26 protein-coding genes are annotated in these 25,782 nt (G+C 70.4%); 15 read left to right on the forward strand and 11 right to left on the reverse strand.

The window, feature by feature from the left end; genetic code table 11:
- Positions 1-11: 11 nt before the first annotated feature.
- From ABD875_RS13455 to ABD875_RS13465, 3 genes are read right to left on the reverse strand one after another with little or no spacing between them, the layout of a single operon-like run.
- Entirely contained in the window at positions 12-761 is a 750-nt protein-coding gene (locus tag ABD875_RS13455) for an amino acid ABC transporter ATP-binding protein (protein ID WP_345177636.1), read from the reverse strand.
- The gene (locus tag ABD875_RS13460; protein ID WP_345177640.1) at positions 758-2,284 is read right to left on the reverse strand and encodes an ABC transporter substrate-binding protein/permease; all 1,527 of its coding nucleotides are present in this window, start codon (positions 2,282-2,284) and stop codon (positions 758-760) included. Before ABD875_RS13460 ends, ABD875_RS13455 begins: the two co-directional genes overlap by 4 nt.
- Entirely contained in the window at positions 2,263-2,718 is a 456-nt protein-coding gene (locus tag ABD875_RS13465) for an anthrone oxygenase family protein (protein WP_345177644.1), read from the reverse strand. The genes ABD875_RS13460 and ABD875_RS13465 overlap by 22 nt, the downstream gene beginning before the upstream one ends.
- A gap of 86 nt (positions 2,719-2,804) precedes the next feature.
- Between ABD875_RS13465 and ABD875_RS13470 the strand changes: the two genes are divergently transcribed.
- The 3 genes from ABD875_RS13470 to ABD875_RS13480 are packed head-to-tail and all read left to right on the forward strand — an operon-like array spanning position 2,805 to position 5,070.
- Positions 2,805-3,773, forward strand: a complete 969-nt coding sequence (locus tag ABD875_RS13470) for an AraC family transcriptional regulator (RefSeq protein WP_345177647.1) — start codon at positions 2,805-2,807, stop codon at positions 3,771-3,773.
- Complete coding sequence (locus tag ABD875_RS13475) at positions 3,770-4,273, forward strand: SigE family RNA polymerase sigma factor (protein WP_345177650.1); 504 nt, start codon at positions 3,770-3,772, stop codon at positions 4,271-4,273. Before ABD875_RS13470 ends, ABD875_RS13475 begins: the two co-directional genes overlap by 4 nt.
- A complete protein-coding gene (locus ABD875_RS13480) occupies positions 4,261-5,070 on the forward strand; it encodes a PASTA domain-containing protein (protein ID WP_345177654.1) in 810 nt (269 codons plus the stop codon). The genes ABD875_RS13475 and ABD875_RS13480 overlap by 13 nt, the downstream gene beginning before the upstream one ends.
- Here the strand turns inward: ABD875_RS13480 and ABD875_RS13485 are convergent.
- Complete coding sequence (locus tag ABD875_RS13485) at positions 5,060-5,779, reverse strand: SDR family oxidoreductase (RefSeq protein ID WP_345177658.1); 720 nt, start codon at positions 5,777-5,779, stop codon at positions 5,060-5,062. The two genes, ABD875_RS13480 and ABD875_RS13485, sit on opposite strands and share 11 nt — an antisense overlap.
- A 97-nt stretch (positions 5,780-5,876) precedes the next feature.
- Here ABD875_RS13485 and ABD875_RS13490 point away from each other — a divergent pair, with 97 nt between their 5' ends.
- Positions 5,877-6,350, forward strand: a complete 474-nt coding sequence (locus ABD875_RS13490; protein WP_345177661.1) for an RrF2 family transcriptional regulator — start codon at positions 5,877-5,879, stop codon at positions 6,348-6,350.
- Positions 6,351-6,353: 3 nt separating this feature from the next.
- Here the strand turns inward: ABD875_RS13490 and ABD875_RS13495 are convergent, their stop codons facing one another.
- From ABD875_RS13495 to ABD875_RS13520, 6 genes are all read right to left on the reverse strand, one after another.
- A complete protein-coding gene (locus tag ABD875_RS13495; RefSeq protein WP_345177664.1) occupies positions 6,354-9,131 on the reverse strand; it encodes an Ig-like domain-containing protein in 2,778 nt (925 codons plus the stop codon).
- 102 nt (positions 9,132-9,233) lie between these two features.
- The gene (locus ABD875_RS13500) at positions 9,234-10,307 is read right to left on the reverse strand and encodes an NAD(P)H-dependent amine dehydrogenase family protein (RefSeq protein ID WP_345177667.1); all 1,074 of its coding nucleotides are present in this window, start codon (positions 10,305-10,307) and stop codon (positions 9,234-9,236) included.
- Between the two features lie 217 nt (positions 10,308-10,524).
- Positions 10,525-11,682 carry a sulfotransferase family protein gene (locus ABD875_RS13505; protein WP_345177671.1) on the reverse strand — a complete coding sequence of 386 codons (1,158 nt, stop codon included), beginning with the start codon at positions 11,680-11,682 and terminating at the stop codon, positions 10,525-10,527.
- 112 nt (positions 11,683-11,794) lie between these two features.
- Entirely contained in the window at positions 11,795-12,634 is an 840-nt protein-coding gene (locus tag ABD875_RS13510) for an SDR family oxidoreductase (protein ID WP_345177675.1), read from the reverse strand.
- On the reverse strand, positions 12,634-13,788 hold the full coding sequence (locus ABD875_RS13515) for a hypothetical protein (RefSeq protein ID WP_345177680.1): 1,155 nt from the start codon (positions 13,786-13,788) through the stop codon (positions 12,634-12,636). Before ABD875_RS13515 ends, ABD875_RS13510 begins: the two co-directional genes overlap by 1 nt.
- Before the next feature lie 252 nt (positions 13,789-14,040).
- Positions 14,041-14,919 (reverse strand): TIGR03619 family F420-dependent LLM class oxidoreductase, encoded by an 879-nt coding sequence (locus tag ABD875_RS13520; protein WP_345177683.1) that lies wholly within the window; start codon positions 14,917-14,919, stop codon positions 14,041-14,043.
- A gap of 45 nt (positions 14,920-14,964) precedes the next feature.
- Here ABD875_RS13520 and ABD875_RS13525 point away from each other — a divergent pair, with 45 nt between their 5' ends.
- The 5 genes from ABD875_RS13525 (at position 14,965) to ABD875_RS13545 (ending at position 17,551) form a co-directional block, all read left to right on the forward strand.
- Positions 14,965-15,402, forward strand: a complete 438-nt coding sequence (locus tag ABD875_RS13525) for a nuclear transport factor 2 family protein (RefSeq protein WP_345177686.1) — start codon at positions 14,965-14,967, stop codon at positions 15,400-15,402.
- 10 nt (positions 15,403-15,412) lie between these two features.
- Positions 15,413-15,889, forward strand: a complete 477-nt coding sequence (locus ABD875_RS13530) for a nitroreductase/quinone reductase family protein (RefSeq protein ID WP_345177690.1) — start codon at positions 15,413-15,415, stop codon at positions 15,887-15,889.
- Positions 15,890-15,959: 70 nt separating this feature from the next.
- Positions 15,960-16,532: a hypothetical protein gene (locus ABD875_RS13535; RefSeq protein ID WP_345177693.1), complete on the forward strand. Its 573-nt coding sequence runs from the start codon at positions 15,960-15,962 to the stop codon at positions 16,530-16,532.
- 14 nt (positions 16,533-16,546) lie between these two features.
- Positions 16,547-16,951, forward strand: coding sequence for a universal stress protein (locus ABD875_RS13540; RefSeq protein ID WP_345177696.1), 405 nt, complete (start codon positions 16,547-16,549; stop codon positions 16,949-16,951).
- A gap of 102 nt (positions 16,952-17,053) precedes the next feature.
- A complete protein-coding gene (locus ABD875_RS13545; RefSeq protein WP_345177698.1) occupies positions 17,054-17,551 on the forward strand; it encodes a MarR family winged helix-turn-helix transcriptional regulator in 498 nt (165 codons plus the stop codon).
- Between the two features lie 10 nt (positions 17,552-17,561).
- On the opposite strand, the gene ABD875_RS13550 is transcribed toward ABD875_RS13545, so the two are convergent.
- Complete coding sequence (locus ABD875_RS13550) at positions 17,562-18,407, reverse strand: aldo/keto reductase (protein WP_345177700.1); 846 nt, start codon at positions 18,405-18,407, stop codon at positions 17,562-17,564.
- 38 nt (positions 18,408-18,445) lie between these two features.
- Here ABD875_RS13550 and ABD875_RS13555 point away from each other — a divergent pair, with 38 nt between their 5' ends.
- From ABD875_RS13555 to clpB, 6 genes are all read left to right on the forward strand, one after another.
- Positions 18,446-18,868 carry an NUDIX hydrolase gene (locus ABD875_RS13555; RefSeq protein WP_345177702.1) on the forward strand — a complete coding sequence of 141 codons (423 nt, stop codon included), beginning with the start codon at positions 18,446-18,448 and terminating at the stop codon, positions 18,866-18,868.
- A gap of 140 nt (positions 18,869-19,008) precedes the next feature.
- Positions 19,009-20,862, forward strand: coding sequence for a molecular chaperone DnaK (dnaK, locus tag ABD875_RS13560; RefSeq protein WP_345177704.1), 1,854 nt, complete (start codon positions 19,009-19,011; stop codon positions 20,860-20,862).
- Positions 20,859-21,464 (forward strand): nucleotide exchange factor GrpE, encoded by a 606-nt coding sequence (gene grpE, locus ABD875_RS13565; RefSeq protein ID WP_345177706.1) that lies wholly within the window; start codon positions 20,859-20,861, stop codon positions 21,462-21,464. The genes dnaK and grpE overlap by 4 nt, the downstream gene beginning before the upstream one ends.
- A gap of 45 nt (positions 21,465-21,509) precedes the next feature.
- Positions 21,510-22,694, forward strand: coding sequence for a molecular chaperone DnaJ (gene dnaJ, locus ABD875_RS13570; protein ID WP_345177709.1), 1,185 nt, complete (start codon positions 21,510-21,512; stop codon positions 22,692-22,694).
- 1 nt (position 22,695) lies between these two features.
- Positions 22,696-23,142 (forward strand): heat shock protein transcriptional repressor HspR, encoded by a 447-nt coding sequence (locus ABD875_RS13575; RefSeq protein ID WP_345177711.1) that lies wholly within the window; start codon positions 22,696-22,698, stop codon positions 23,140-23,142.
- 23 nt (positions 23,143-23,165) lie between these two features.
- A complete protein-coding gene (clpB, locus tag ABD875_RS13580; protein WP_345177714.1) occupies positions 23,166-25,775 on the forward strand; it encodes an ATP-dependent chaperone ClpB in 2,610 nt (869 codons plus the stop codon).
- Positions 25,776-25,782: the final 7 nt, after the last annotated feature.

Raw genomic sequence — 25,782 nt, forward strand, 5'->3', positions numbered from 1 at the left:
CGCGACGGACCTCAGCCCGCGTCGAGAACCCGCGCCAGGAACCGCTGCGTCCGCTCCTCGCGCGGATCGGTGAGCACCTCGGCGCCACCCCGCTCGGCGACGACGCCCTCGTCGAGGAACAGCACCTGGTCGGCGACGTCGCGGGCGAAGCGGACCTCGTGGGTGACGATCACGAGCGTCCAGTTCTCCGCGGCGAGGTCGCGGATCACGGCGAGCACCTCGCCGACGAGCTCGGGGTCGAGGGCCGAGGTCGGCTCGTCGAGCAGCAGCACCTCGGGGCGCAGCGCGAGGGCGCGGGCGATGCCGACGCGCTGCTGCTGGCCACCGGAGAGCTGGGAGGGGTAGGCGTCCTCGCGGCCTTGGAGCCCGACCTGCTCGAGGAGCGATCGGGCCTCGGCGACGGCCTCGTCGACCGAGCGCCCCTGCACCTGCACCGGTCCCTCGATCAGGTTGCCGAGGACGGTCTTGTGTGGGAACAGGTTGTGCGCCTGGAAGACCATCCCGCTCTTCGAGCGCAGCGTCTTGACCGCCCGCTTGTCGGGCCGGGTCGCGAAGTCGATGGAGGCGTCACTGATCCGGACCACCCCGGCGTCCGGGGTCTCCAGGACGTTCATCGAGCGCAGCACCGTGGTCTTGCCGGAGCCGGAGGGGCCGAGCAGCGCGGTCACCGTGCCCGACTCGGCGCGGAAGTCCACGCCCTTCAGGACGTGGTGGTCGCCGAAGGACTTCGTCAGCCCGTGCACCTCGATCAGGTCGGTCATGTCGCGTACCTGCTCAGTCGTCGTTCGAGGGGCCCCTGCGCCAGGCTGACGAGGTAGCAGACCACCCAGAAGTAGAGGGCGGCCATCACGTAGAGCGGCAGGTACTCGGTCGTGGCCGCGGCGGTCACCTGCGCCTCCCGGAAGAGCTCGGGCACCAGCACGAGCGACGCGAGCGCGGTGTCCTTGATCAGCGAGAGCAGGGTGTTGCCGAGCGGGGGCACGGCGATGCGCGCCGCCTGGGGCAGCACGATGCGCCGCATCGACTGCCAGTAGTCCATGCCGATCACGGTCGCCGCCTCGAACTGACCCCGGGGCACGGAGAGGATCGAGCCGCGCACCACCTCGGCGGCGTAGCCGCCGACGTTGAGGCTCAGGGCCACGGTCGCGGCGACGAAGGGCTCGAGGTCGATCCCGATCTCCGGCAGCGCGAAGAAGACGATGAACAGCTGCACGATCAGCGGCGTCCCGCGGATGATCGAGATGTAGGTGCGTGCGATCCAGTCGAGCACCCGGATCGACGACAGGCGGGCGAGCGCCGCGCCCACCGCCAGCACCATGCCGATGGCGAAGCTGACGATCGTCAGCGGGATGTTGCCCTTGACCAGGCCGACGAACATCGGCCACGCGGTGTCCTTGACGACCTCCCAGGTCGTGCGTGAGTCGGACGCCTCGACGTCGACGTCCGTCGAACCTCCCTCGACGGTGACGTCGGCGCCGAAGTACTCCTCGGAGATCTCGGCCAGCGTGCCGTCCTCGGTGAGCGCGGCGATCGCGTCGTCGGCCTCCTGCTGCAGCTCCCGGTCGCCCTGCCGGAAGGTCAGCGCCTGCTCGAGCACCTCGTCCCCGGCGTTGCCGGCGATCTTCACCTGGTCGTTGCCGGACGTCGCGAGGTAGTCGAGCACCGCGATCTTGTCGTTGACGATCGCATCGACGCGTCCCTGGACCACCAGCTCGACCCCGGGTGCGAAGTCCTGGACGTACTGCACGTCCGCGCCGGCGTCCTTCGCGACCTGTGCCCAGTTGCTGCTGGCCGTCTGCGCCGTCGTCCGCCCCTCCAGGTCGTCGAGGGACGTGATGTCGTCGGTGTCCTTCGCGGTGACGATGACGCCGTTCGAGTAGGTGTACGGCGTGCTGAACAGGTAGCGCGCCTCGCGCTCGCCGGTGACCGTCACCTGGTTGGCGATGACGTCGATGCGGTTCGAGTCGAGCGCCGGGAACAGCGAGTCGAACGGCGCCTCGACGAACTGGACGTCCCACCCGGCCTCCTCGCCGACCGCCTCCATCACCTCGACGTCGAAGCCGGTGAGCTCGTTGGTCTCCGGGTCGCGGTAAGAGAACGGCGGGTACACACCCTCGGTCCCGACCCGCACCACGCGCGGCGCGGCGTCCTCGTCGGCCGCCGCCGGCGCCCCGATCGAGAGGAGTCCGCCGAGCAGGGCGAGCAGCACGAGCAGACGGGGCACCCGGATCGAGTACCCCACGTCCGCGGCCCCCAACCGCCCTAGGAGCGGATCGCTGCCCACGCCAGGCAGGCTAGCGCTCCCGTCGAGGTGACCGTCCGGACGACGTTCCAGCGCACCCACGAGGTCTCGAAGTCGGCGCGAGAGCCGCCCGCCGCCAGCGCGTCGTTCAGCGGGACGTTGGCGGCGCCGGTGACGGCGACGGTGCCGAGCGCGAGCACCAGCCCGGCGACCGCCCAGCCCCGGGCCGATCCCGACGTGGTCGCGACGGCCGCCGCCGCGAGCGCCGGGGCGCCGAGGAACGTCAGCATGAAGACCGGGTTCACGATCGCGACGTTCACGTGGTTCATGGTCGTTACGAAGGTCTTGTCGTCGGCCCGGGCCAGGCCGGGCATCACGCCGGACGCCCAGGCGTAGTAGGTGCCGGCCTGGAGGCCGGTGGCGACGGTGGCGGCGAGCAGGACGGGCGCCCGGAGCGTCTCGAGGATCTCGTTCATGGGTCCAGCACACCGGCCCGGAGCGAGACGATCCATCGCGCGAGAGCGCACTTCCATACGCGATCGTCCAGCCCTAGCCTGGGGCGATGGACGGACTCGCCGGACTGCTCGACGGCCCCCGCGCCCGGGGCGCGTTCCTGCTGCGCTGCCAGATGGACCCGCCCTGGTCGGTCCACCTCCGAGACGAGTCCCCGCTGACCGTCACCGCGATGGTGCGCGGCCACGCGTGGGCGGTGCCCGACGAGGGCGAGCCGTTCCTCATCCGGGCCGGTGACGTCGTGGTCTCGCTCGGACCGGACCACTGGACCGTGGCCGACGAGCGGACGACACCGCCGCAGGCGGTGATCCACCCCGGACAGGTCTGCACCACGCCCGACGGCCACCCGCTCGCTGAGGAGATGCACCAGGGGGTCCGCAGCTGGGGCAACAGCGCGGTCGGCGAGACCCTGATGCTGGTCGGCGCCTACGGCATGGAGGGCGAGGTCAGCCGCCGGCTGCTGCGCGCGCTGCCGCGCTTCGTCGTGCTCACCCAGGACGAGCTCGGCTCGCCGCTCGTGCCGCTGCTCGCCGACGAGATCGGCAAGGACGCGCCCGGCCAGGAGGCGGTGCTCGACCGGCTCCTCGACTTGCTGCTGATCGCGGTGCTGCGCGCCTGGTTCGCCCGGCCCGAGGCAGACCCGCCGGCGTGGTACCTCGGCCAGTCCGACCCGGTCGTCGGCCCCGCGCTCCGGCTGCTCCAGCACCACCCCGAGCACCCGTGGACGGTCGCCGAGCTGGCGGCCGCCGGTGGCGTCTCGCGGGCGGCGTTCGCGCGCCGGTTCACCGACGTCGTGGGCGAGCCGCCGATGACGTTCCTGACCGGCTGGCGGCTGGCGCTGGCCGCCGACCTGCTCCGCGAGCCCGGCGCCACGCTGTCGGCGGTCGCGCGCCAGGTCGGCTACTCCACGCCGTTCGCGCTCAGCACCGCGTTCAAGCGGGCGTACGGCATCAGCCCGAAAGAACATCGGAACCTCCTGCACGACCCGGCCCGTCGTACGGGTGAGGAGGTCGGATGAGGGACGACGAGTTCGGTGAGTACGTCGCCGCGCGCTGGTCACGACTGGTGCGCGCGGCGGTGCTGCTCGGGTGCACGCCGCACGAGGCGGAGGACGTCGTGCAGACGGCGCTGACCCGCTGCCTCGTGAAGTGGTCGAAGGTGCAGCGCGCCGACGACCGCGACGCGTACGTGCACCGGATCCTCGTCAACACCTTCATCGACCAGCGCCGCCGGATGTGGCGCCGGGAGGTGCCGACCGAGCAGCTGCCCGACACCGCGCTGGCCGACGTGGCCACGGCCACCGTGGACGCCGTCGGCCTCGACCGGGCGCTCGCCGCGCTCGGGCGCGACCAGCGGATCGCGGTCGTCCTGCGCTACTACCTCGACCTCACCGAGGTGCAGATGGCGTCCGTCCTCGGCGTCGCACCCGGCACCGTGAAGAGCCGGCTCTCCCGTGCCCTCACCGCCCTCGGCGCCGACTCGAACCTCAACCCACAGGAGATCCCGTGGACGACCTGAATACCCTGCTGGAGGAGCGGGTCGCTGACCTCCCCGTCGGCGCGCCCCCGATCGACGCCATGCGCGCGGCCGTGCGCCGCCGTCGCAGCCGGATGACGGTCCTCGGCGCCGCGGCCGCGGTCGTCGTGGTCACCGCGGGCGTCGTCGCGCTGGACGCGTTCGACAGCACCCCGGACCCGAAGCCGCCGGTCGCGTCCGACCCGCCTGTCGCCACCGACGCGCCGCCGGCCGGGTACCGGTACGTCGGCATCGGCAACGCGGTCATCGCGGTCCCCGAGGACTGGGGCACCAACGACACCGAGTGCGGCACCCCGATGAGCGACACGGTGGTGATCGACCAGGGCGTCATCTGCATGGCTCTGATCCCGCGACCGGCGAGCGTCGAAAGCGTCGAGATCGCGGCCAGCCGGATCATGCCGCCCGGCGCGGAGACCTGGTCGACGTTCGAGCTCGATGGGCAGCCCGCGCTGCGGTCGCCGGTGAAGCAGTCCAGGGCGTCGGTGTTCATTCCCGGCCTGCGCGCCCTGTTCACCGCCGAGTCCTCGTCGGCCGACGCCGACGCGACCGTCGAACGACTGCTGGACGGCATCACGATCCTCCAGGGCCACACCACCGTGCCCGGCTACGCCCTCCTCGAGCGGGACGCCTACCTCGCGCAGCTCCAGGAGCTCGGGCTGGCTGCCGAGGTCGTCGTCGAGGACCGCAAGGTCGGCAAGGGCTTCGTGCTCGCGACCGACCCGGCGGTCGGCTCGGTCGTGAGCCCGGGCGACACCATCACGGTGACCGTCAGCGGGTAGCGAGCCACTCCTCCCAGCTCGGACCGCGCAGCAGCGCGCCCGGGCCGGGGACCATCGCACCGGCCGCCAGGCTGGCGGGCGCCTCGGCGGCCTCGACCTTCACGTCCGACCCGGAGATCTCGACGAGGCGGCGGACCTGCTCGACCAGGTTCTCCACCTTCGGCCCGCCGAGGTCGACGTCGCCTGCGCTGTCGCTGGTGGCGAGGGTCAGCAGCAGCGAGACGATCTCGCGGGTGTCGACCGGCTGGGTCGGCACGTCGATGATGTGCGCGACGCCGTCCTGGGTGTTCCACTCCAGCATCTGGCTCGCGAAGTCGTGGAACTGCGTCGCGCGCAGCACGACCACCCCCGGCGCGACCTCGCGGTAGACGTTCTCCTGCGCGAGCTTCGCGACGTAGTAGTCGTAGTCGGGGCTCTTGTCGACGCCCACGATCGACAGCACGACCGTGCGGCGTACGCCGGCCTCCGCGGCGGCGGTGCCGAGGTTGCGGGCGACGGTGGGGAAGAACTCGCCCGCGGTCTCGAGTGGACCTGCGGTCACGTCGACCACGGTGTCGACGCCGACCAGCGCGTCGCCGACGCCGCCCGGCGCGAGCAGGTCGAAGCCGGTCTCCCGGGCGATCTCGACGACCTCGTGACCCTGGGCGCGGGCGAGCGAAGCGAGCTGCGAGCCGATCCGGCCGGTGGCGCCGGCGATGGCGATCTTCATGGTGTGCTCCTCTGTCGTAAACGTGGATAAGAACTATCCACGATTAGATCACGAACGCGGACACTTGTCATCCACGTATTCGCGTACGATGGGTGATATGAAGATGTCCGGTGGTGTCGAGTGGGCCGTGCACTGCTGCGTCGTGCTCAGCCAGGCCGAGGGACCGGTGCCGACCCAGCGGCTCGCGGAGTACCACGGCATCTCGCGCACCTACCTCGCCAAGCACCTGCAGCAGCTCTCCCGGGCCGGGCTGGTCACCTCGACCGAGGGGCGGGTGGGCGGCTACCTGCTGACGCGAGCAGCAGAGGACATCACGGTGCTCGACGTGATCTTGGCGATCGAGGGGACCGAGCCCGCGTTCCGCTGCACCGAGATCCGGATGAACGGGCCGTTCCCGCCCAGCCCGCAGGCCTGCAAGCGACCGTGCGGGGTCAACCGCGTCATGCAGGCGGCCGAGCAGGCCTGGCGGTCGTCGTTGCGTTCGGTCACGATCGCGGACCTGGCCGCTGGCGTGACCGACGACAACGGACCTCAGACGTTCGACCGTGTCCGGGAGTGGCTGGCTACCTGACGGCTAGCGTCGCACGCGCAACGGCATGCTCGCCCGGGACTTGTTCCCGGCCGCGTCGTGGGCGGTGACGACGACCCGGTAGCGACCGGGCTCCACGCGCGCCCCACCGTCCGTGCCGCCGCGCCAGCGCTGCTCCAGCACGCCAGGTCCGCCAGCACGAGCCTCGAAAGTGCGGACCGTTGCGCCGCGCTCGAGGATCCGGAAGGTCGCCGACACCGTCTCGTCCACGCGGAACCTGAGAGCCAGCGCTCGGCCCTGGCTGAGGTCGAACGACAACCGCGCAGGACCGGCGGCCCGCAGCACCGGCGCTCGGGTGTCGAGCACGGTGATGAGGTCGGGCCCGGCCGGTGTGGCCTCGACGTTTCCGGCACGGTCGGTGGCGATCGTGTGGAAGCGGTAGGTGCCGTCGAGGTCGCCGGTGTAGGTGAACTCACCGTCCTGGGCGGCGGAGTCGGTGGCGACCTTGGTGTACGTCGTCTCGCCGGGTGCCTGGACGTAGAGGTCGACGGAGGCGATGCCGGAGGTCGCGTCGGTCGCGTCGTAGGTGATCGTCCAGGTGCGCGCACTGCCGAGGCTCGGCCCGGTGGCCTGCGAGGAGGGCGTCACGGTGTCGAGCACGGTGGTGACGTCCGCGCCGGCGGGAGTGGCCTCGACGTTTACGGCACGGTCGGTGGCGATCGTGTGGAAGCGGTAGGTGCCGTCGAGGTCGCCGGTGTAGGTGAACTCACCGTCCTGGGCGGCGGAGTCGGTGGCGACCTTGGTGTACGTCGTCTCGCCGGGCGCCTGGACGTAGAGGTCGACGGAGGCGACCCCGGAGGCCGCGTCCGACGCGGTGTAGGTGATCGTCCACGTCGGCTTCTGGCTGTGCTCGGGGCCGGTGGCGGCCGAGCTCGGTGCCAGCAGGTCCGTGGGGATCGGGGGGATGGTGGAGATCGCGTAGTTGTTGGAGGTCGTGGTCCCGGCGCCGGTGTTTCCGTCGCCGTTCTGGAACCCACCGTTGGCGAGGGTGATGACGTTGGTCGCGTCGTCGGTCGACGGGCTGGGGGTGAGGATGGCGGTCCACGTGACGCCGCCGTCGGTGGACGAGACGGGGGACAGGGTGCCGTTGGCGATGCTCAGGTCGGCGTTGTCGAACCCGGAGACGGCCTCGCTGAACGTGATGGTGACCAGGGAGGTCTCGCCGATTCCGAGATCCGTGTCGGCGACCACGATGCTCGCGGTCGGGCGGATGGTGGAGACGCTGTAGTTGGTCGAGTTCGTGGTGCCGGTGCCGGCGTTCCCCGCGAGGTCCTCGATGCCGGTGTTGTCGAGGGTGATGACATTGCTGGCGTCGCGGACCGACGTGGCCGGGGTGAGGGTGGTGGTCCACGTGAGGCCGCCGTCGGAGGACGAGACTGCAGACAGCGTGCTGTTGGCAACGGAGAGGTCGGTGCTGTCGAACCCGGTGACTGCCTCGCTGAACGTGACGGTGACCAGCGAGGTCTCGCCGGCCCGGAGGTCGGTGTCGGCGACGACCACGGTCGCCGTCGGCCGGGTGCTGTCGATGGCGTAGTTGTTCGAGGTCGTGGTGCCGAAGCCAGGGTTGCCGCCGGCACTCGTGACACCGCCGTTGTCGAGGGTGATGACGTTGCTGGCGTCGTTCACCGAGGCGGCCGGGGTGAGGGTGGCGGTCCACGTCGTGCCGCCGTCGCTGCTCGAGACCGGGCTGAGGGTCCCGTTGGGCACGGTCAGGTCGGTGTTGTCGAAGCCGGTGACGGGTCCGCCGAAGGCGATGGTGACCGGGGACGTCTCCCCAGCCCGCAGGGCGGTGTCGGCGACGGTCACGGTTCCGCTCGGGACGTCGACCGCGGTCACGGTGAGGACGATGCCCGTGTTGAAGTAGCCGACCGAGAAGGTGACCCCTTCGCTGGTGAAGGACGAGAACTGGGACAGGCCGTTGAAGCGCCCGGTGATGGGTGTCCCGACGCCCTGGGAGACGATCTGGAAGCTGCTGTTGACTGCCGGCCGGTAACCGAGGTCGACGTCCAGGGTCGCCCCGTTCGGGTTGAAGAGTGCCGAGGGGTCGGACAGCGTCAGCCGGTCGTAGCCGCTGGCGGCGATCGGACCGTCGATGTCGACGTGCAGGGTGGAGCCGCTCGGCAGGCTGAGGTGTGACGCCGGCGTGTACGAGAGGTTTCCCGGACCATCAGCCGTGCCCGGGCTGATCGTCGACGCCCCGGTGGCGCCGATCGCCGTCCCGCTCAGACTTCCCGACCCCGTCAACCGGCTGCCGTTCGCCAGGACGATCGGGCTCAGGAGGGTGCCATCCACCTGGAGGGTCCCACCGCCGTCGAGGTTCACGACCGCTGCGGAGAGCGTCCCGTCCAGGTCGAGGGTCGTGCCTCCGGTGACGTACGCCGTGCCGCCGCCGTCGAGGGTGACCGGGACGTCGAGCGTGGTCGTGCCGGTGCCGTGGTTCACCGCCAGGCCCGCTACCAGCTGGACGCCGTTGCCCGAGACGCGGTAGCCGGCGCCGGTGAAGGCGATCGAGGAGAAGTAGGCGCCTCCCGGGAGGTCGTTCACCATGTCCGTCCGGCCGACGGCGGGCGGGAAGACCACGTCGTCGACCGGGCCGGGCACGCTGCCGGTGTCCCAGTTGCCCGGCTCGGACCACAGGGCGTCGACCGCGCCGGTCCACGTGACCGGCGGGAGCGCCTGGGCTGCCGGCGCCACGCCGACGGCGAGCCCGGCGGCCACCACGCAGGCGGCGGTGAGTGCGCGCAGGCGAGCAGAGATGAGCACGGGGTCCCCTGTTCCGGCGTCTCCAAGCACGGCAGGGGGCTCGAACCCGAGAACGCTCGACCCGATTCTGTCGGAACGGCGGCCGCGCCGCAGGGGTTCTCGCTACCGGATCGTGCCGACGCCCGGGATCAGCGGCAGGTCGAGCGCGGTCACCCAGCCGGCCGGCAGGTCGTTGACGTACGGCACGGCGTTGAGCGCGCGGAGCCCGGTCGCCAGGCAGCCGGCGACGGCGGGCGCGCGGCCGGAGCCATCGGTGAACCGGAAGGCCGTCTCCTGGCTGATCGACGGCGAACCGATGATGTCGACGCGGTACACGTCGTCACCCGCCCCGGCCGGCCAGTCCGGCGCGGCGTCCAGACCGATCCGGTTGACGTGCTCGAGCGAGATCACCTCGCGGCCCTGGTAGACCCCGTTGATCGTGAAGCGGATCGCGGCGACGTTCCCGGCCTCGATGACGCCCTTCGCGGTCTTGCGGTCGGTCGGCGTCACCCACTTCTCCCACGTGGTGGTGATGTCGTCGAGCTCGATGCCCGCGGCGTGCGCGATCATCGGCACGGTCGCGCCCCACGCCATGATCAGCAGGTCGGGGATCTCGAGCAGGGGCGTGTACGACGGCGGGCGGCCGATGCCCATCTCGTCCTCGTAGTCGCCCTCGTAGTCGGTGTAGTCGAGCAGCTCGGACGCGCGCACCGAGTCGACGCGGCCGCACAGGCCCATCAGCGTCAACGGGAACAGGTCGTTGGCGAAGCCCGGGTCGATGCCGGTGGTGAAGCACGACGCGTTCCCGGCGGCGCACGCCTCCTCGATCGGCGTGATCCAGTTGCCCGGGTTCTGCTTCATGCCCGGCCACACCCACGGCGTCATCGCGGTCGAGCAGACGTCGATGCCGGCGCGGAGGAACGCCGACATCACCTTGATGTTCTCGTCGGCGTACTGCGCGGTCGGGCCGTAGTGCACCAGCGCGTCCGGCCTCAGCGCGATCAGCTCCTCGACCGACGTCGTCGTCGTGATGCCCGTTTCCCCCAGTCCCACCAGGGTTCCGACGTCCTGGCCGGCCCGCTCGGACCGGGTGACGCCGACCCCGACCAGCTCGAACACCGGGTGCTCGAGGATCTCCGCGATCACCATCGACCCGACGACGCCCGTGCCCCAGACGACAACGCGCTTCTTGTTCATGTCTCCCTCTCCGTTTCTGTGGTTTCGAGGCTCGTCGCTAGCGCTCCTCGCACCTCAACCACCGAGACGGTGGTTTCGAGGCTCGTCGCTAGCGCTCCTCGCACCTCAACCACCGAGACGGTGGTTTCGAGGCTCGTCGCTGGCGCTCCTCGCACCTCAACCACCCAGACGGTGGTTGAGGTGCGAGCGAAGCGAGCCTCGAAACCACCGCTGCTCCCTATCGATCGAACGCCGCCCGGACCCGGTCCTCGCTGAGGCCGTAGTCCTTGAGTGTGTACGTGTGCGAGGGCTTTGCCTTGCCCTGCTTGGACTCCTGGTCGATCTCCTCGACCGCCGACTGCACCTCGGGCGTCCAGTCGAGACCGAACTGGTCGTAGATCCGGCGCGTCACCGCGAGCGGGTCGGACACCAGGTCCTTGAAGGCGACGTCGATGAACTGGGCCTGGTCGTACTTCGGCCGCGCGTCGTGGAAGGCGTGGAACGCCCGGGACCACAGGTCCAGCTGCGTGTGCCCGATGACGCCACCGACGTAGGTGTCGCTGTGGCCGACCGTGGTCTCCGCGGACAGCGAGCACGACGACGCGATGCAGGTGACGGGATCGCGGTGCGTGTAGACGACCAGCGCGTCCGGGTAGACCGTCATCAGCGCGTCGAGCGCGGTCATGTGTGACGGGTTCTTGAGCACCCAGCGCTTCTCGGGGTCGTTGAGCCCGACCAGCTGCAGGTTCTGCTTGTGTCGCGCGTAGGCGTCGGTCCAGTCCTGGTTCTTGAGCCACTCGGTGTAGCGCGGCAGGTTCGCCAGGGCCTCGTACGAGTTGGACTTGCCGGTCTGGCGCAGCAGCCGCCAGCACTCCTCGACCGTGGTGGCGTCCATGTAGTGGATCCCCATGAACTCGGGGTTCTCTACGTGGTGCGCGGCGAAGCCCTGCTGCATCGCGTTGAAGATCGGGTCGGACTCCCACGTCTCGCGGGGCGGGCGCGGCTGCGGGTACTGCGTGAGCCACATCTCCAGGCCCTGGGCGTTCGGGTCGGCGTGCAGGTAGCGGTGCAGCGCGGTCGTGCCGGTGCGGGGCAGGCCCATCAGGAAGATCGGCCGCTCGATCGGGACGTCGCGGTGCTCGGGGTGGGCGGTGAACTGCGCCTGGGTGAGCAGGACGCCCACCAGCGCCGACTTCACCTCGGAGCGCTGGAAGTAGTTGCCTCGCGGCGTCAGCCCGGCCTCGGGGGACGCCAGGTCCTCGACGAGGACGCGCAGCCCCTCCTCGTGGACCCCGTCCCCGAAGTCCGACATGCCGGTGGTGCGGACGGCGGCGGCCACGATGTCCTCGTAGCTGCCGACGTCCGCCCGCTCCCGGGTCATGATGTTGTCGCTCATCGTGTCTCCCACGTCGGGGTGGTTTCGAGGCTCGTCGCTAGCGCTCCTCGCACCTCAACCACCGAAGCCGCTGGTTGAGGTGCGAGCGAAGCGAGCCTCGAAACCAAGGCCATCAGTCGTGGAACTCGCCGCAGTCGACGGTCAGCATCTGCCCGGTGACGGCGGACGCGAGGTCGGAGGCGAGGAACAGCGTCGCCCGGGCGACCTCCTGCGGGGAGGCCAGCCGCTTCAGGTCGGTCGGGCCGGCCTTCTCGGCGTACACCTCATCGTGCGTCTTGTTCTCCACTGCGCCGAGGAAGTCGAAGTAGCCGCGGTTGACGTCCTCGTAGATGTACGACGGCGCCACGCTGTTGACGCGGATGCCGCGCGGGCCGAGCTCGGTGGCCAGCGACGAGGCGAGGTGCTCGAGCGCGCCCTTCGACAGCTTGTAGCCGGCGTACTCCGGCTGCGAGGAGAACACCACGCAGGAGTTCAGCATGATGATCGAGCCCTTGAACTCCGAGAGCGCGTCGGCGAACAGTGCGGAGAGCCGCAGCGGCGCGAACACGTTGGTCTCGTTGACCTTCGCGAGCTTGCGCGGCTCGATCTGGGTGATCGGGTCCATCGGCGGGATCGTGAACGCGTTGTTGATGACGCAGTCCACGCGGCCGAACGCCTCGAGGGTCTTGGCGAGCAGGTTCGCCCGCGAGTCCTCGTCGGTCACGTCGGCGACCACGCTGACCACCTTGGTGCCGTAGCCCTCCAGGTCGGCCTGGAGCTCGAGGAGCCGCGACTCGGTGCGGCTGGCGATCACCAGGTCCGCACCCATCTTCGCCGCCTCCTCCGCCAGCGCCCGGCCGAGGCCGGGGCCGATGCCGGAGACGACGATGACCTTCCCCTTGAGCAGGGGTACGGCGGTGTAGCGGTCCTCGATCGAGGTGTCGTGGGCCTGGGCGTAGCCGAGGTCGCTCATCAGCTGATCATCCTTCGGGCAACGGAGCGCTGCCGGGCGGCGATCCGCGCGGCGTACTCCTCGGTGGTGAGTGGGGTGAAGTGCGGGACCCGAGAAGGTACGTCGGCGAGCGGCATCACCTCGGCGACCGGACCGTCCTCGGGTCCGAGGTCGCGCTCGAGGCGCTGCCAGCGCAGCATGATCGCGCCGGTGCGGTGGCCGGTGGTCTCCAGCCAGTTCGCGATCGGCGTGCCGCCGGGCGGCGTCTCCGAGATGACGAAGCGCATCTTGCCGTCGGGGTCGACCTGCGCCTGCGCCTTGGTCAGTGAGGTCTGGTGCGTCTCGTAGTCGGTCGAGGCGTACCAGTCGGAGCCGATCTGGATCGCCTGGTAGGCGCAGTCGGTGCACTCGGGCACGGTGATGACGAGGGCCTCGTCCTCCGCGAGCGCGTAGTGGCCGATCGAGGAGCGCTGCGACGACAGCCCGCCGGGCGTCGACTGCGGCGCGGTCGGGACGTTGGCCGGCTCCTTGTACTGGAAGAAGTGCGGGAACGCGATCCACGTCTGGATCGACCCGACCAGGCTCTTCGCGGCGACCTCGTAGCGCTGCGCGATCCGCTCCTTGCGCAGCGGCTTGGCCGGCTGGCCGAGGGTGTCGACGCGCTCGATGGTGAGCGTGCCGCGCTCCTCGGTGTCCCAGTCGTTGAAGACCTCGCGCACGATCATCGTCTTCGCGCCGGGCTCGGCGACGTAGCGGAACTCGAAGTTCCCGTCGGCGTCCTTCTCCAGCTCGCGGTCGTCGAAGGCGAGCATCGACCCGGCGGCCGAGTCGGCGGAGTAGGAGCCGGACATCACCTGGAACGACAGGTCCGCGCTCGTCCCGCGACGGCCCCGGATGACGTACTCCACGCCCTCCTTGAGGTAGGCGTTGAAGTAGATGGCGTCCGGGTTGTCGAGGCCCTGGCGGGAGAACTGGTGCGTGGGGTTGATGAACAGCGGCCGGTCGAGGTCGTGGTCGAACGCCATCTGCATGGCCATCCGGATCCGCCCGGACAGGTAGTCGTAGCCCTCGAGCCGGTCCTGCTCGGTCTTGATGAAGGGCGCGTTCGCGACCAGCTCCTCGGCCTCCGCGATCGCGTCCTGGAGGACCTTGGTCAGGCCGTACGACTCAGACATCGCTGCCTCCGGTGGTGGTTTCGAGGCTCGTCGCTGGCGCTCCTCGCACCTCAACCACCGTGCCGGAGACATCGCTGCCTCCGGTAGTGGTTTCGAGGCTCGTCGCTGGCGCTCCTCGCACCTCAACCACCGTGCCGGAGACATCGCTGCCTCCGGTGGTGGTTTCGAGGCTCGTCGCTGGCGCTCCTCGCACCTCAACCACCGTGCCGGCGGTTGAGGTGCGAGCGAAGCGAGCCTCGAAACCCCGGCGCCTCATCCGTTGACCTTGTGGATGACGTCCTCGGCGTACCGCTCCAGGTGCTCGATCTTCTTCTCGAGCGGCTCGGTGTCGGGGCCCATGATGTACGGCACCCGGAAGCCGACGATGCAGTCGGTGACGCCCTTGTCCTCCAGGCGCTTGATGCCGTCGGGGGTGTAGGCGTCGTACGAGATCACGTGGACCTCGAAGTCGTCGCGGGTGTCGCCCTCCTCCTTGCGGATCTCCTGGAGGCGGACGAGCATCCGGTCCAGCTCCTCGCCGTCGCCGCCGGCGTGCATCCAGCCGTCGCCCTTCACCACGGCGCGGCGCAGCGCGGCGTCGACGTGTCCGCCGACGAGCAGCGGGATCTTCTCGCTGGCGCCGGGGCACTGCTTGAGCTCGTCGACCTCGTAGAACTCCCCGGAGTACGAGAAGAACTCACCGGTGGTGAGGCCGCGCAGGATGTCCATGCACTCGTCCATCCGCTTCCCGCGCTTCTCCCAGGAGACGCCGAGGTTGGCGAAGTCCTCGGGCCACGGCGAGATGCCGACGCCGAGACCGAGGCGGTTGTTCGAGAGGAACGCCAGCGACGAGGCCTGCTTGGCGACCAGCACCGGCGGGCGCACCGGGAGCTTCAGCACGAACGGCGTGAGCCGCAGCGTGGTCGTGTGCGCGAACAGGTGCGCGCACAGCACCATCGTCTCGATGAACTCCTTGCCGTCCAGGAACGCGCGGTCCCCGGTGTCGGTGTAGGGGTACTTCGAGTCGGAGTCCTTGGGGTAGATGAGGCTGTCGGCCACCGTCATCGACGTGTACCCGGCGGCCTCGGCGGCCTGGGCGAGCGGCGCGTAGTACTGCGCCTGGGTCATCGCCTCGGCGTAGGTGAATCGCATGGGCACAGACTAGAACGTGTTTCAGTTCTGTGCCAGAGTTCGGGCGTGGACCTTCAGGAGATCAGCGACCGCCTCGAGATCGAGGGCGCCATCATCCGCTACACGCGCGGCATCGACACCGGCGAGTGGGACCTGCTCGACACGGTCTTCACGCCCGACGCCGAGATCGACTACACCGAGTCCGGCGGGATCGCCGACACCTACCCGACGGTGAAGACCTGGCTGGCCGAGGTGCTGCCGGCCTTCTTCCCGAAGCGGATGCACTCGCTGGCCCAGATCGCGATCACGTTCCCCGAGAGCGGCGCCGGGGACGAGGCGGTGGCCACGGCGTACTTCCACAACCCCATGCCGATGGACGACGGCCAGGGTGGTGAGAAGGTGGTCGAGTTCGGCGGGCTCTACCACCACACGATGACCCGCACCTCGGACGGCTGGCGCAGCAGGAAGCTGCACGAGGAGATCGTCTGGAAGCGCGGGATCTAGGGGCGGGGCTGTGAAGGAGAAACCGAACGGGCTCGACTCCCCGCTGACCGCGAAGATCATCAAGTACGGCGCGAAGGCGCAGGTCCGGGTCTTCAAGCTGACCAACGGGCGGATCGGCTCGAAGTGGCGGATCGGCGCCGGCTGGAAGAAGCCGGTCCCGACGCTGCTGCTCGACCACGTCGGGCGCAAGTCCGGGACGACGTTCACGACCCCGCTGCTGTACCTCGAGGACGGTCCTGACCTGGTGATCGTCGCCTCCCAGGGCGGGCTGCCCAAGAACCCGCAGTGGTACCCGAACCTCGTCGCCCACCCCGACACCACCGTGCGGCTGCGCAAGGAGGGGGTACGCCGGGTCCGGGCGCGCACCGCCGGCCCCGAGGAGAAGGCCGCGCTGTGGCCGCGCCTGGTCGAGCTCTACGCCGACTTCGAGAACTACGCCGCGTGGACCGACCGGGAGATCCCGGTGGTGGTGCTCGAACCCCGCTGACCGGGGGGCTTGCGCCGTCCCCGACAATGGGGACGACGACCGCACCAGATCCCGGGGGAGTGACCACACCGTGTCCGAGCAGCTGCCGGAGCCGCCCCGCGAGGGGCACCCGATCGTCGCCGGCCTGGTCGCGCTCGTGGGTGTCGCGGTCGTGGTCGGCCTGATCCTGGGCGGCGTCGCGATCGCGGGCGCGCGCGTGCTGGGCCTCGGCGAGGACGGCGGCTCGGGCGACAGCACGTCCGAGCGCTCGCTGTACGTCCCGCGGCCCGAGAAGACGCCGAAGGAGACCGAGCCGCAGATCACGTTGGCTCCCGACGGGTCCACGGAGACGGCGGCGCCGACCCAGAAGCCGACGCGCAGCGAGTCGCCGCGCAAGCAGATCACCCTGTCGGCCGGGGCCACGACCGTCGGCTCGATGGAGCGGCTCGACCTCACCGGCGTGTACTCCGGCGGAGAGGGCGCGATCCTGCGCGTGGAGCGGTTCGCCGGCGGCTCCTGGCAGGACTTCGGTGTCACGGTCTCGGTCAGCGACGAGACGTTCTCGACGTACGTGCAGACCGGCGTGCTGGGTGTGAACAAGTTCAGGGTGGTCGACACCGACTCCGGCATGGAGTCGAACGAGGTCCGGGTCACGATCGGCTGACTAGGCTCCGGGGCATGACCACTCGCACCGTCTTCGTCGGCCACGACGGATCGCCCGCAGCCCGTGCCGCGCTCGTCTGGGCGCTCGACTACGCCGCCGCGGTCGGGGCGGGCGTCCGGGTGGTGCGCGCGTGGTCGATGTCGAGCGCGCCCCGGCCGGCCTCGATGACCGGCGGCTACGTCCCGCCGATCGAGGACTTCGAGGCCGCGGTGCTCGAGGACCTGCGCCGCGACGTCGCGTCGGTGGTGGCGGGGTCGCCGGTCGAGGTCGAGTACGTCGCCCACCACGGCTCGATCGCCGAGGAGCTGGTCCGCGAGGCCGGCGCCGATGACCTGATCGTGGTCGGGACGCGCGGCTCGGTCGACGAGCACTGCGTCCGGCACGCGGCCTGCCCGGTCACCGTCATCCGGGGCGACTGAAACCGGACGACCGGGGCTTCTCGACGACGAAATCGGGTGGATCTCGCCCATGTCGTTTCCGTGGAAAGTATATTAGCTTCCGTGCAAGATATATTCCCGGGCGTGAACGCTGAGCCGGACCTCGTCTCCCGAGTCATCGCTCAGTGGGAAGGGTTGCGCCCGGACGTCGACGCCTCGCCGATCGGGATCATCGGCCGGGTGCACAGCATCGCCGATTGGCTCACGGAGCAGCGGGTTGCGCTCTACGCGCGCTACGGACTCGGTGCCGGTGAGTTCGACGTGATGGTCGCGCTGCTGCGCTCCGGACCGCCGTACGAGATGTCCCCGTCGGCCATCGCCGACTGGACCCTCGTGTCCAGCGGCGCGGTCACCAAGCGGGTCGATCGGTGCGTCGAGCAGGGCTGGGTGACCCGCCGGTCTGGACCAGGTGACGGCCGCAGCCGGGTGGTCTCGCTGACCCCGGCCGGCAAGGAGCTGATCGACGTCGTCTGGGGCGCCTCGCTCTCGCGGGTGCACGAGCTCGTCGGCGGCCTCACCGTCGAGGAGCGCGACACGCTGGCCTCGCTCCTCGACAAGTGGGGACGCTCGCTCGAGATCTGAGCGCGAGCGCTCAGTCGGGGATCCAGTCGAACGTGTCCGGGTTGGGGCCGCGACGCCCCTCCTCGCCACGGTCGAGCGCGGTGATCTCCGCGACCTCGGCGGCCGAGAGGGAGAAGTCGAAGATCTCGAAGTTCTCCCGCATCCGCTCCTCGTGCATCGACTTCGGGAACACGATGTCGCCCCGCTCGACGTGCCAGCGCAGCGTGACCTGCGACGGGGTCTTGCCGTGCGCGGCGGCGATCTTGCCCACCACCTCGTCGCCGAGGACGTCGCCCTGGGCGATCGGCGACCAGGCCTCCACGGCGATGCCGTGGCGGTGCGAGGCCGCTCGGGCCTCCTCGTTGCCGAAGTACGGGTGCACCTCGATCTGGTTCACCACCGGGACGACGCCGGTCTCCTCGACGATCCGGTCGAGGTGGGCCGGCTGGAAGTTGGAGACGCCGACCGAGGTGGCGCGGCCGTCGGCCACGAACTCGGCGAGCGTGCGCCAGGTCGAGACGAAGTCGCCGTCGTACCGCGTCGGCAGCGGCCAGTGGATGAGGAACAGGTCGATGCGGTCCAGCCCGAGCCTCTGGAGCGTCTCGTCGAACGAGCGGCGCGCGTCGTCGGGCCGGTGCAGGCCGTTGTTGAGCTTGCTGGTGACGTAGAGCTCGTCGCGGGGAAGGCCGGCCGCGGCGATCGCGGCGCCGACCCCTGCCTCGTTCTGGTACATCTGCGCGGTGTCGATGTGGCGGTAGCCGACGCCGAACGCGGTCTCCACCGTCGCCTGGGTCTGCTCGGGCGGGACCTGGAAGACGCCGAAGCCGAGCTGCGGGATCGTGGTCTGGTCGTTCAGGGTGATCGTGGGAACGGTCATGTCTCTCACAGTTCCCCGTGGGCCTGGATCATTCCCCCATGGACTTCCTCGACTACGACACCCGGCTCGGCGGCTACGCCGTCATCGTCCGCGACGACCACGTGCTGCTGGCGCTCTGGAGCGAGCCCGAGGTTCCGCTGTGGACGCTGCCCGGCGGCGGCATCGACCTCCACGAGGCCCTCGAGGACGGCGTCGTGCGGGAGGTGTTCGAGGAGACCGGGTACGACGTCGAGCTCGGTGCGCTGGTGGGCGTCGAGACCATCCTGGTGGCGCCGGAGCGGCGGCTCGAGCGGGCCGGTGACCGCTGGCAGAAGAACGTGCGGGTGGTGTTCGCGGCGACGGTGACCGGCGGCGAGCTGACCCACGAGGTGGACGGCTCGACCAGCGAGGCCCGGTGGGTCCCGCTGGCCGACCTGCCGGGTCTGCACCGCGACTCCATGGTCGCCAAGTTCGTGGGCTGATCCGGGAACATCACCGCCCTGCTGTGCGTTGAGCCGAGTGAGCAAAGTTGAGTTGAACCGGCTCAACTAATTTGTCAGACTCGAAGCGGCGGCGCAGGATGGCCGCAGCAGCAACCCAGACTCAGCGGAGGTACACGGACATGGCACGAGCGGTCGGCATCGACCTCGGCACGACGAACAGCGTCGTCGCCGTCCTGGAGGGTGGCGAGCCCACCGTCATCGCGAACGCCGAGGGCGCTCGCACGACCCCGTCGGTGGTGGCCTTCGCCAAGTCCGGCGAGGTCCTCGTCGGCGAGGTCGCCAAGCGGCAGGCCGTCACGAACGTCGACCGGACGATCCGGTCCGTCAAGCGCCACATGGGCACGGACTGGAAGCAGAAGATCGACGACAAGGACTTCACCCCGCAGCAGATCAGCGCGTTCGTGCTGCAGAAGCTGAAGCGCGACGCGGAGGCCTACCTCGGCGAGCCGGTCACCGACGCGGTGATCACGGTCCCGGCGTACTTCTCCGACGCGCAGCGCCAGGCCACCAAGGAGGCCGGCGAGATCGCGGGCCTCAACGTCCAGCGCATCGTCAACGAGCCCACCGCGGCCGCGCTCGCGTACGGGCTCGACAAGGGCGACGACCAGACGATCCTCGTCTTCGACCTCGGCGGCGGCACCTTCGACGTGTCCCTCCTCGAGATCGGCGAGGGCGTGGTCGAGGTCAAGGCGACCTCGGGTGACAACCACCTCGGTGGTGACGACTGGGACGCCCGGGTCGTCGAGTGGATGGTCAAGAAGTTCAAGGACAACAACGGCGTCGACCTCGGTGCCGACAAGATCGCCAAGCAGCGCCTCCAGGAGGCCGCGGAGAAGGCGAAGATCGAGCTGTCCTCGTCCGCCGAGACCACGATCCACCTGCCGTACATCACCCACGGCGAGTCCGGCCCGCTGCACTTCGAGGAGAAGCTGACCCGCAGCGAGTTCCAGAAGCTCACCGCGGACCTCCTCGACCGGACCAAGAAGCCGTTCCAGCAGGTCCTCAAGGACGGCGGCGTCGCGGTCTCCAACATCGACCACGTGGTCCTCGTCGGCGGCTCGACCCGCATGCCGGCCGTGACCGACGTCGTCAAGGAGCTGCTCGGCGGCAAGGAGCCCAACAAGGGCGTGAACCCCGACGAGGTCGTCGCCGTGGGCGCCGCGCTCCAGGCCGGTGTCCTCAAGGGCGAGGTCAAGGACGTGCTGCTCCTCGACGTCACCCCGCTCTCGCTGGGCATCGAGACCAAGGGCGGCGTGATGACCACCCTCATCGAGCGCAACACCACGATCCCGACCAAGCGCTCGGAGATCTTCACGACCGCCGACGACAACCAGCCGTCGGTCGAGATCAAGGTCGCCCAGGGCGAGCGCCAGATGTGGGCGCAGAACCAGCCCCTCGGCAACTTCGAGCTCACCGGCCTGCCGCCGGCCCCGCGCGGGATCCCGAAGATCGAGGTCACCTTCGACATCGACGCCAACGGCATCGTGCACGTGACCGCGAAGGACCAGGCCTCCGGCAAGGAGCAGTCGATGACGATCTCCGGCGGCTCCGCGCTGTCGAAGGACGACATCGACCGGATGGTCCGCGAGGCCGAGCAGTACGCCGAGGAGGACGCCAAGCGTCGCGAGGCCGTCGAGGTCCGCAACCAGGCCGAGCAGCTCGTCTACACGACCGAGAAGTTCCTCGACGAGAACGACGAGAAGCTGCCCGAGGACGTGAAGACCGAGGTCCGCACCGACGTCGACGCGCTCAAGGTCACCCTCGAGAAGGAGGACGCCTCGGCCGACGACCTGCGCGCGGGCGTCAGCAAGCTCGGTGAGTCCAGCCAGAAGATGGGCGCGGCCATGTACGCCGCGGCCGAGGCGGACGCCGCCGCTGCGGGCGGATCGGCCGGCGCGACCGGCGAGGCCGACGACGACGTCGTCGACGCCGAGATCGTCGACGAGGGTCCGGCCGACGAGGACGCCAAGTGACCGACGAGTCCTTCGACTCGCAGGCCGCGGGTGAGGAGCAGGGGACCCCTGCTCCTCCCCCCGCGCCGGGTTCCTTCGGTGACCAGGCCGCCGAGATGGCCAACGAGTCGGAGGTCGAGGAGCCCACGCCGGCCGACGACGAGCTCACCGTCACGAAGATGGAGCTCGCCGAGCGGACCAGCGACCTCCAGCGGCTGCAGGCCGAGTTCATGAACTACAAGCGCCGCGTGGAGCGCGACCGCGAGCTGATCAAGGAGAACGCGACGTACGCCGCGCTCGCCCCGATCGTCGAGGTCCTCGACACCGTCGACCGCGCGCGCGAGCACGCCCAGACGAGCGGGCAGAGCATGGACCCGGGCTTCGCCGCGGTGGCCGACCAGCTCGAGCGCACCGTCGCCGCGCTGGGCCTGGCGAAGTTCGGCATGCCCGGCGAGGCGTTCGACCCCACGGTGCACGAGGCCCTCTCCCACATCGGTGAGGACCCGGAGGTCCAGGTGACCACCTGCAAGGTGATCGCCAAGGCCGGCTACCGCATCGGCGACCGGGTCGTGCGCGCCGCGCAGGTCCTGGTGGTCGATCCGCCGTCGGGCCCGACCGAGTAGCACGACCGTCGAGAACACCAGGAACGAGAGAAGGGGGGTGCGCGCGTGAGCAGCACGGAGGGGTTCCGGGCCGACTGGGCCAACAAGGACTTCTACAACCAGCTGGGGGTCAAGAAGGACGCCTCGGCCGAGGAGATCAAGAAGGCCTACCGCCGGCTGGCGCGGGCGAACCACCCCGACTCCAACCCCGGCGACGCCGCCAAGCACGACAAGTTCAAGTCGGTGGCCGAGGCCTACGACGTCCTCGGTGACCCCGAGAAGCGCGCCAAGTACGACGAGATGCGCAAGCTGTACGCCGGTGGCGGCTTCCGGGGCGGGTTCCCCGGGGGCTACACCAACACCGGCACCGCCGGTGGCGGCGGCGTCGGCTTCGACCTCAACGACCTGCTGCGCGAGCAGGCGAGTCGCGGCGGCGGGTTCGGTGACCTGTTCGGCGACCTGTTCCGCGGCGGGCGGCAGCAGCCGCGCCGCTCGCAGAAGGGCAGCGACGTCGAGACCACGGCGACGATCGGGTTCAACGACGCCATCGAGGGCGTCACGATCTCGCTGCGCCTGACCGCCGACTCGCCCTGCGCCGACTGCAAGGGCACCGGCGGCAAGCCGGGCACCAAGCCCAAGGTCTGCCCGCAGTGCGAGGGCGCCGGCTTCGTGACCGGCTCGGCCGGCGGCGCGTTCGCGATCAACGAGACCTGCCCCGGCTGCGGCGGCCGCCAGCTCGTCTACGACGAGCCGTGCCCGACCTGCCACGGCAACGGTCGCGGCCTCTCGGCCCGCACCATCCAGGCCCGCATCCCCGCGGGCGTCAAGGACGGCCAGAAGATCCGGCTGCGCGGCAAGGGCGCGGCCGGCGAGAACGGCGGCCCGGCCGGTGACCTGTTCGTCACCGTGAAGGTCTCGCCGCACCGGCTGTTCGGCCGCAAGGGCGACAACCTCACCATCGACGTGCCCGTGGCCTTCGACGAGCTCGCGCTCGGCGCGGACATCAAGGTGCCGACCCTCGGTGGCGCGCCGGTGACCCTCAAGGTCCCGGCCGGCACGCCGAACGGTCGCACCTTCCGGGTGCGCGGCAAGGGCGCTACCAAGGCCGACGGCACCAAGGGTGACCTGCTGGCCACGCTGGAGGTCCAGGTGCCGGCGGTGCTCGACGCCAAGGCCCGCGCGGCCGTCGAGGCGTACCAGGCGGCGACCGCCGGGAAGCCGCTGCGCTCGAAGCTCTTCGAGGAGGCATGACGTGTCCAGCCAGCGTCCGCCGTTCGAGCCGCCCAGCCCCGACGCTGCCGTGTTCGTCATCAGCGTCGCGGCCGAGCTGAGCGGCCTGCACCCCCAGACCCTGCGCACCTACGAGCGGATGGGGCTGATCAGCCCGACCCGCACCGGCGGCGGCGGCCGCCGCTACTCCTTCCGCGACATCGAGCTGCTCCGCGAGATCGCGGAGCTCACCTCCTCGGGCATCGGCATCGAGGGGGTCCGCCAGATCCTCGACCTGCAGAACCGCGTGACCGCCCTGGTGCAGCGCAACCAGGAGCTCGTCGCCGAGCTCGAGGCCACCCGCGACGCGCTGCGCAGGACCCTGCGGTCCCGCGACGCCGCCCCCAACAAGCTTCCAGTGCTCCGCGAGCCCCCGAACAACCCAGGCCAGCCCGGACAGTCCGTCGTGGTCTGGCGCCGCGGTCGCTGATCCTCACCGACAGGAGTCACGAGATGAGTCAGTTCGGAGCCGACAAGTTCACCACCCGCAGCCGGCAGGCGATCGAGTCCGCGCAGGTCGCGGCCACCACCGCCGGCAACACGCACACCGAGCCGATCCACCTGCTCGTCGCGCTGCTGCGCCAGGACGACGGCACCGCCGCCAACCTGGTCGCGAAGGCCGGCGTGGACGTCGCCGGGCTGCTGCCGCGCGCCGAGGCCGCGCTGCACGCCCTCCCGACCGCCACCGGCGCAACCGTCCAGCAGCCGTCCGGCTCCGCGGCCCTGACCCGCGTGCTCGCCAGCTCGCTCGACCTCGCGGCGAGCATGCAGGACGAGTACGTCGCCGCCGAGCACCTGCTGATCGCACTCGCGACCGTCGAGAGCAGCGCGCAGAAGGTGCTGACCGACGCGGGCCTCACCGAGGCCGGGCTGCGCGAGAGCCTCACCGCCGTTCGCGGCAACCGGCGGGTGACCAGCCAGGACGCCGAGTCGACGTACAAGGCCCTGGAGAAGTACTCCGTCGACCTCACCCAGGCCGCCGAGGAGGGCCGGCTCGACCCGGTCATCGGCCGCGACACCGAGATCCGGCGCGTGGTGCAGGTGCTGTCGCGCCGTACCAAGAACAACCCCGTGCTGATCGGGGAGCCCGGCGTCGGCAAGACCGCCGTCGTCGAGGGCCTCGCGCAGCGCGTCGTCGCGGGCGACGTCCCCGACTCGCTCAAGGGTCGAAGGGTGCTCAGCCTCGACCTCGCCGCGATGGTCGCGGGCGCGAAGTTCCGCGGTGAGTTCGAGGAGCGGCTCAAGGCCGTGCTCGAGGAGATCAAGGACGCCGGCGGCCAGGTCATCACGTTCATCGACGAGCTCCACACGGTCGTCGGCGCGGGCGCCGGCAGCGACTCCGCGATGGACGCCGGCAACATGCTCAAGCCGATGCTGGCGCGCGGCGAGCTGCACCTGGTCGGTGCGACCACGCTCGACGAGTACCGCCAGCGGATCGAGAAGGACCCGGCGCTGGAGCGCCGCTTCCAGACGATCTTCGTGGGGGAGCCCTCGGTCGAGGACACCGTGCAGATCCTGCGCGGCATCCAGGAGAAGTACGAGGCCCACCACGGGGTCCGGATCACCGACGCCGCCCTGGTCGCCGCGGCCACGCTGTCGGACCGCTACATCAGCGGCCGCCAGCTGCCCGACAAGGCGATCGACCTGATCGACGAGGCGGCGTCCCGGCTGCGGATGGAGATCGAGTCCTCCCCGGACGAGATCGACAAGCTCCGGCGCCTGGTCGAGCGGCTGAAGATGGAGGAGTTCGCGCTCGAGAAGGACGCCGGCGAGGCGTCCAAGGAGCGGCTGGCCACCCTGCGTGGCGAGCTCGCCGACCGGCAGGAGGAGCTGCGCGCGCTCGAGGCCCGCTGGGAGAAGGAGAAGTCCTCCCTCGAGGGCGAGGGCGAGCTGCGCCGGCGCCTGGACGCGGTCCGGGTGCAGGCCGAGAAGCTGATGCGCGAGGGCGGCGAGGAGAACCTGCGCCGCGCCTCCGAGATCCTCTACGTCCAGATCCCACAGCTGGAGAAGTCGCTGTCGGCCTCGGTCGCCGCCGAGCAGGAGGACTCGCAGCTCGAGCCGCTCGTCGGCGAGCAGGTCGGCGCCGAGCAGATCGCCGACGTCGTCGAGGCATGGACCGGGATCCCCACCGGGCGGATGCTCGAGGGCGAGACCGCGAAGCTGCTCCGGATGGAGGAGGTCATCGGCGAGCGGCTGGTCGGCCAGCGCGCCGCGGTCGCCGCGGTGAGCGACGCCGTACGCCGCTCGCGCGCCGGGATCAGCGACCCGAACCGCCCGACCGGCTCGTTCCTGTTCCTCGGCCCCACCGGCACCGGCAAGACCGAGCTGGCCCGGGCGCTGGCGGACTTCCTGTTCGACGACGAGCGGGCGATCGTGCGCATCGACATGAGCGAGTACTCCGAGAAGCACTCGGTGGCCCGCCTGGTCGGCGCCCCTCCGGGCTACGTCGGCTACGACGAGGGTGGCCAGCTCACCGAGGCCGTGCGCCGTCGCCCCTACTCCGTCGTGCTCCTCGACGAGGTGGAGAAGGCGCACCCCGAGGTCTTCGACATCCTGCTGCAGGTGCTCGACGACGGCCGTCTCACCGACGGCCAGGGGCGCACCGTCGACTTCCGCAACACGCTGCTGATCCTCACCAGCAACCTCGGGTCGAGCTACCTGGTCGACCCGACGCTGGACGCGGAGAAGAGGCGGGACTCCGTCATGGCGGTCGTGCGGTCGTCGTTCAAGCCGGAGTTCCTGAACCGGCTCGACGAGATCGTCCTGTTCGACGCGCTGACCAAGGACGAGCTGAGCCACATCGTCGACCTGCAGCTCGCGCTGCTCGAGAAGCGGCTGGCCGTCCGGCGCATCACGATCGCGGTGACCAACGCGGCTCGCAGCTGGCTGGCCGACACCGGCTACGACCCGGCGTACGGCGCCCGTCCGCTGCGCCGGCTGATCCAGAGCGCGATCGGCGACCCCCTGGCCAAGCTGCTGATCGCCGGTGAGGTCGTGGACGGCTCGCGGGTCGGTGTGGACGTCGACCCGGACGGCGACGGACTGACGCTGACGGCCGCGTGATGGAATG

This window comes from Nocardioides caricicola, assembly GCF_039541135.1.
Classification (GTDB): domain Bacteria; phylum Actinomycetota; class Actinomycetes; order Propionibacteriales; family Nocardioidaceae; genus Nocardioides; species Nocardioides caricicola.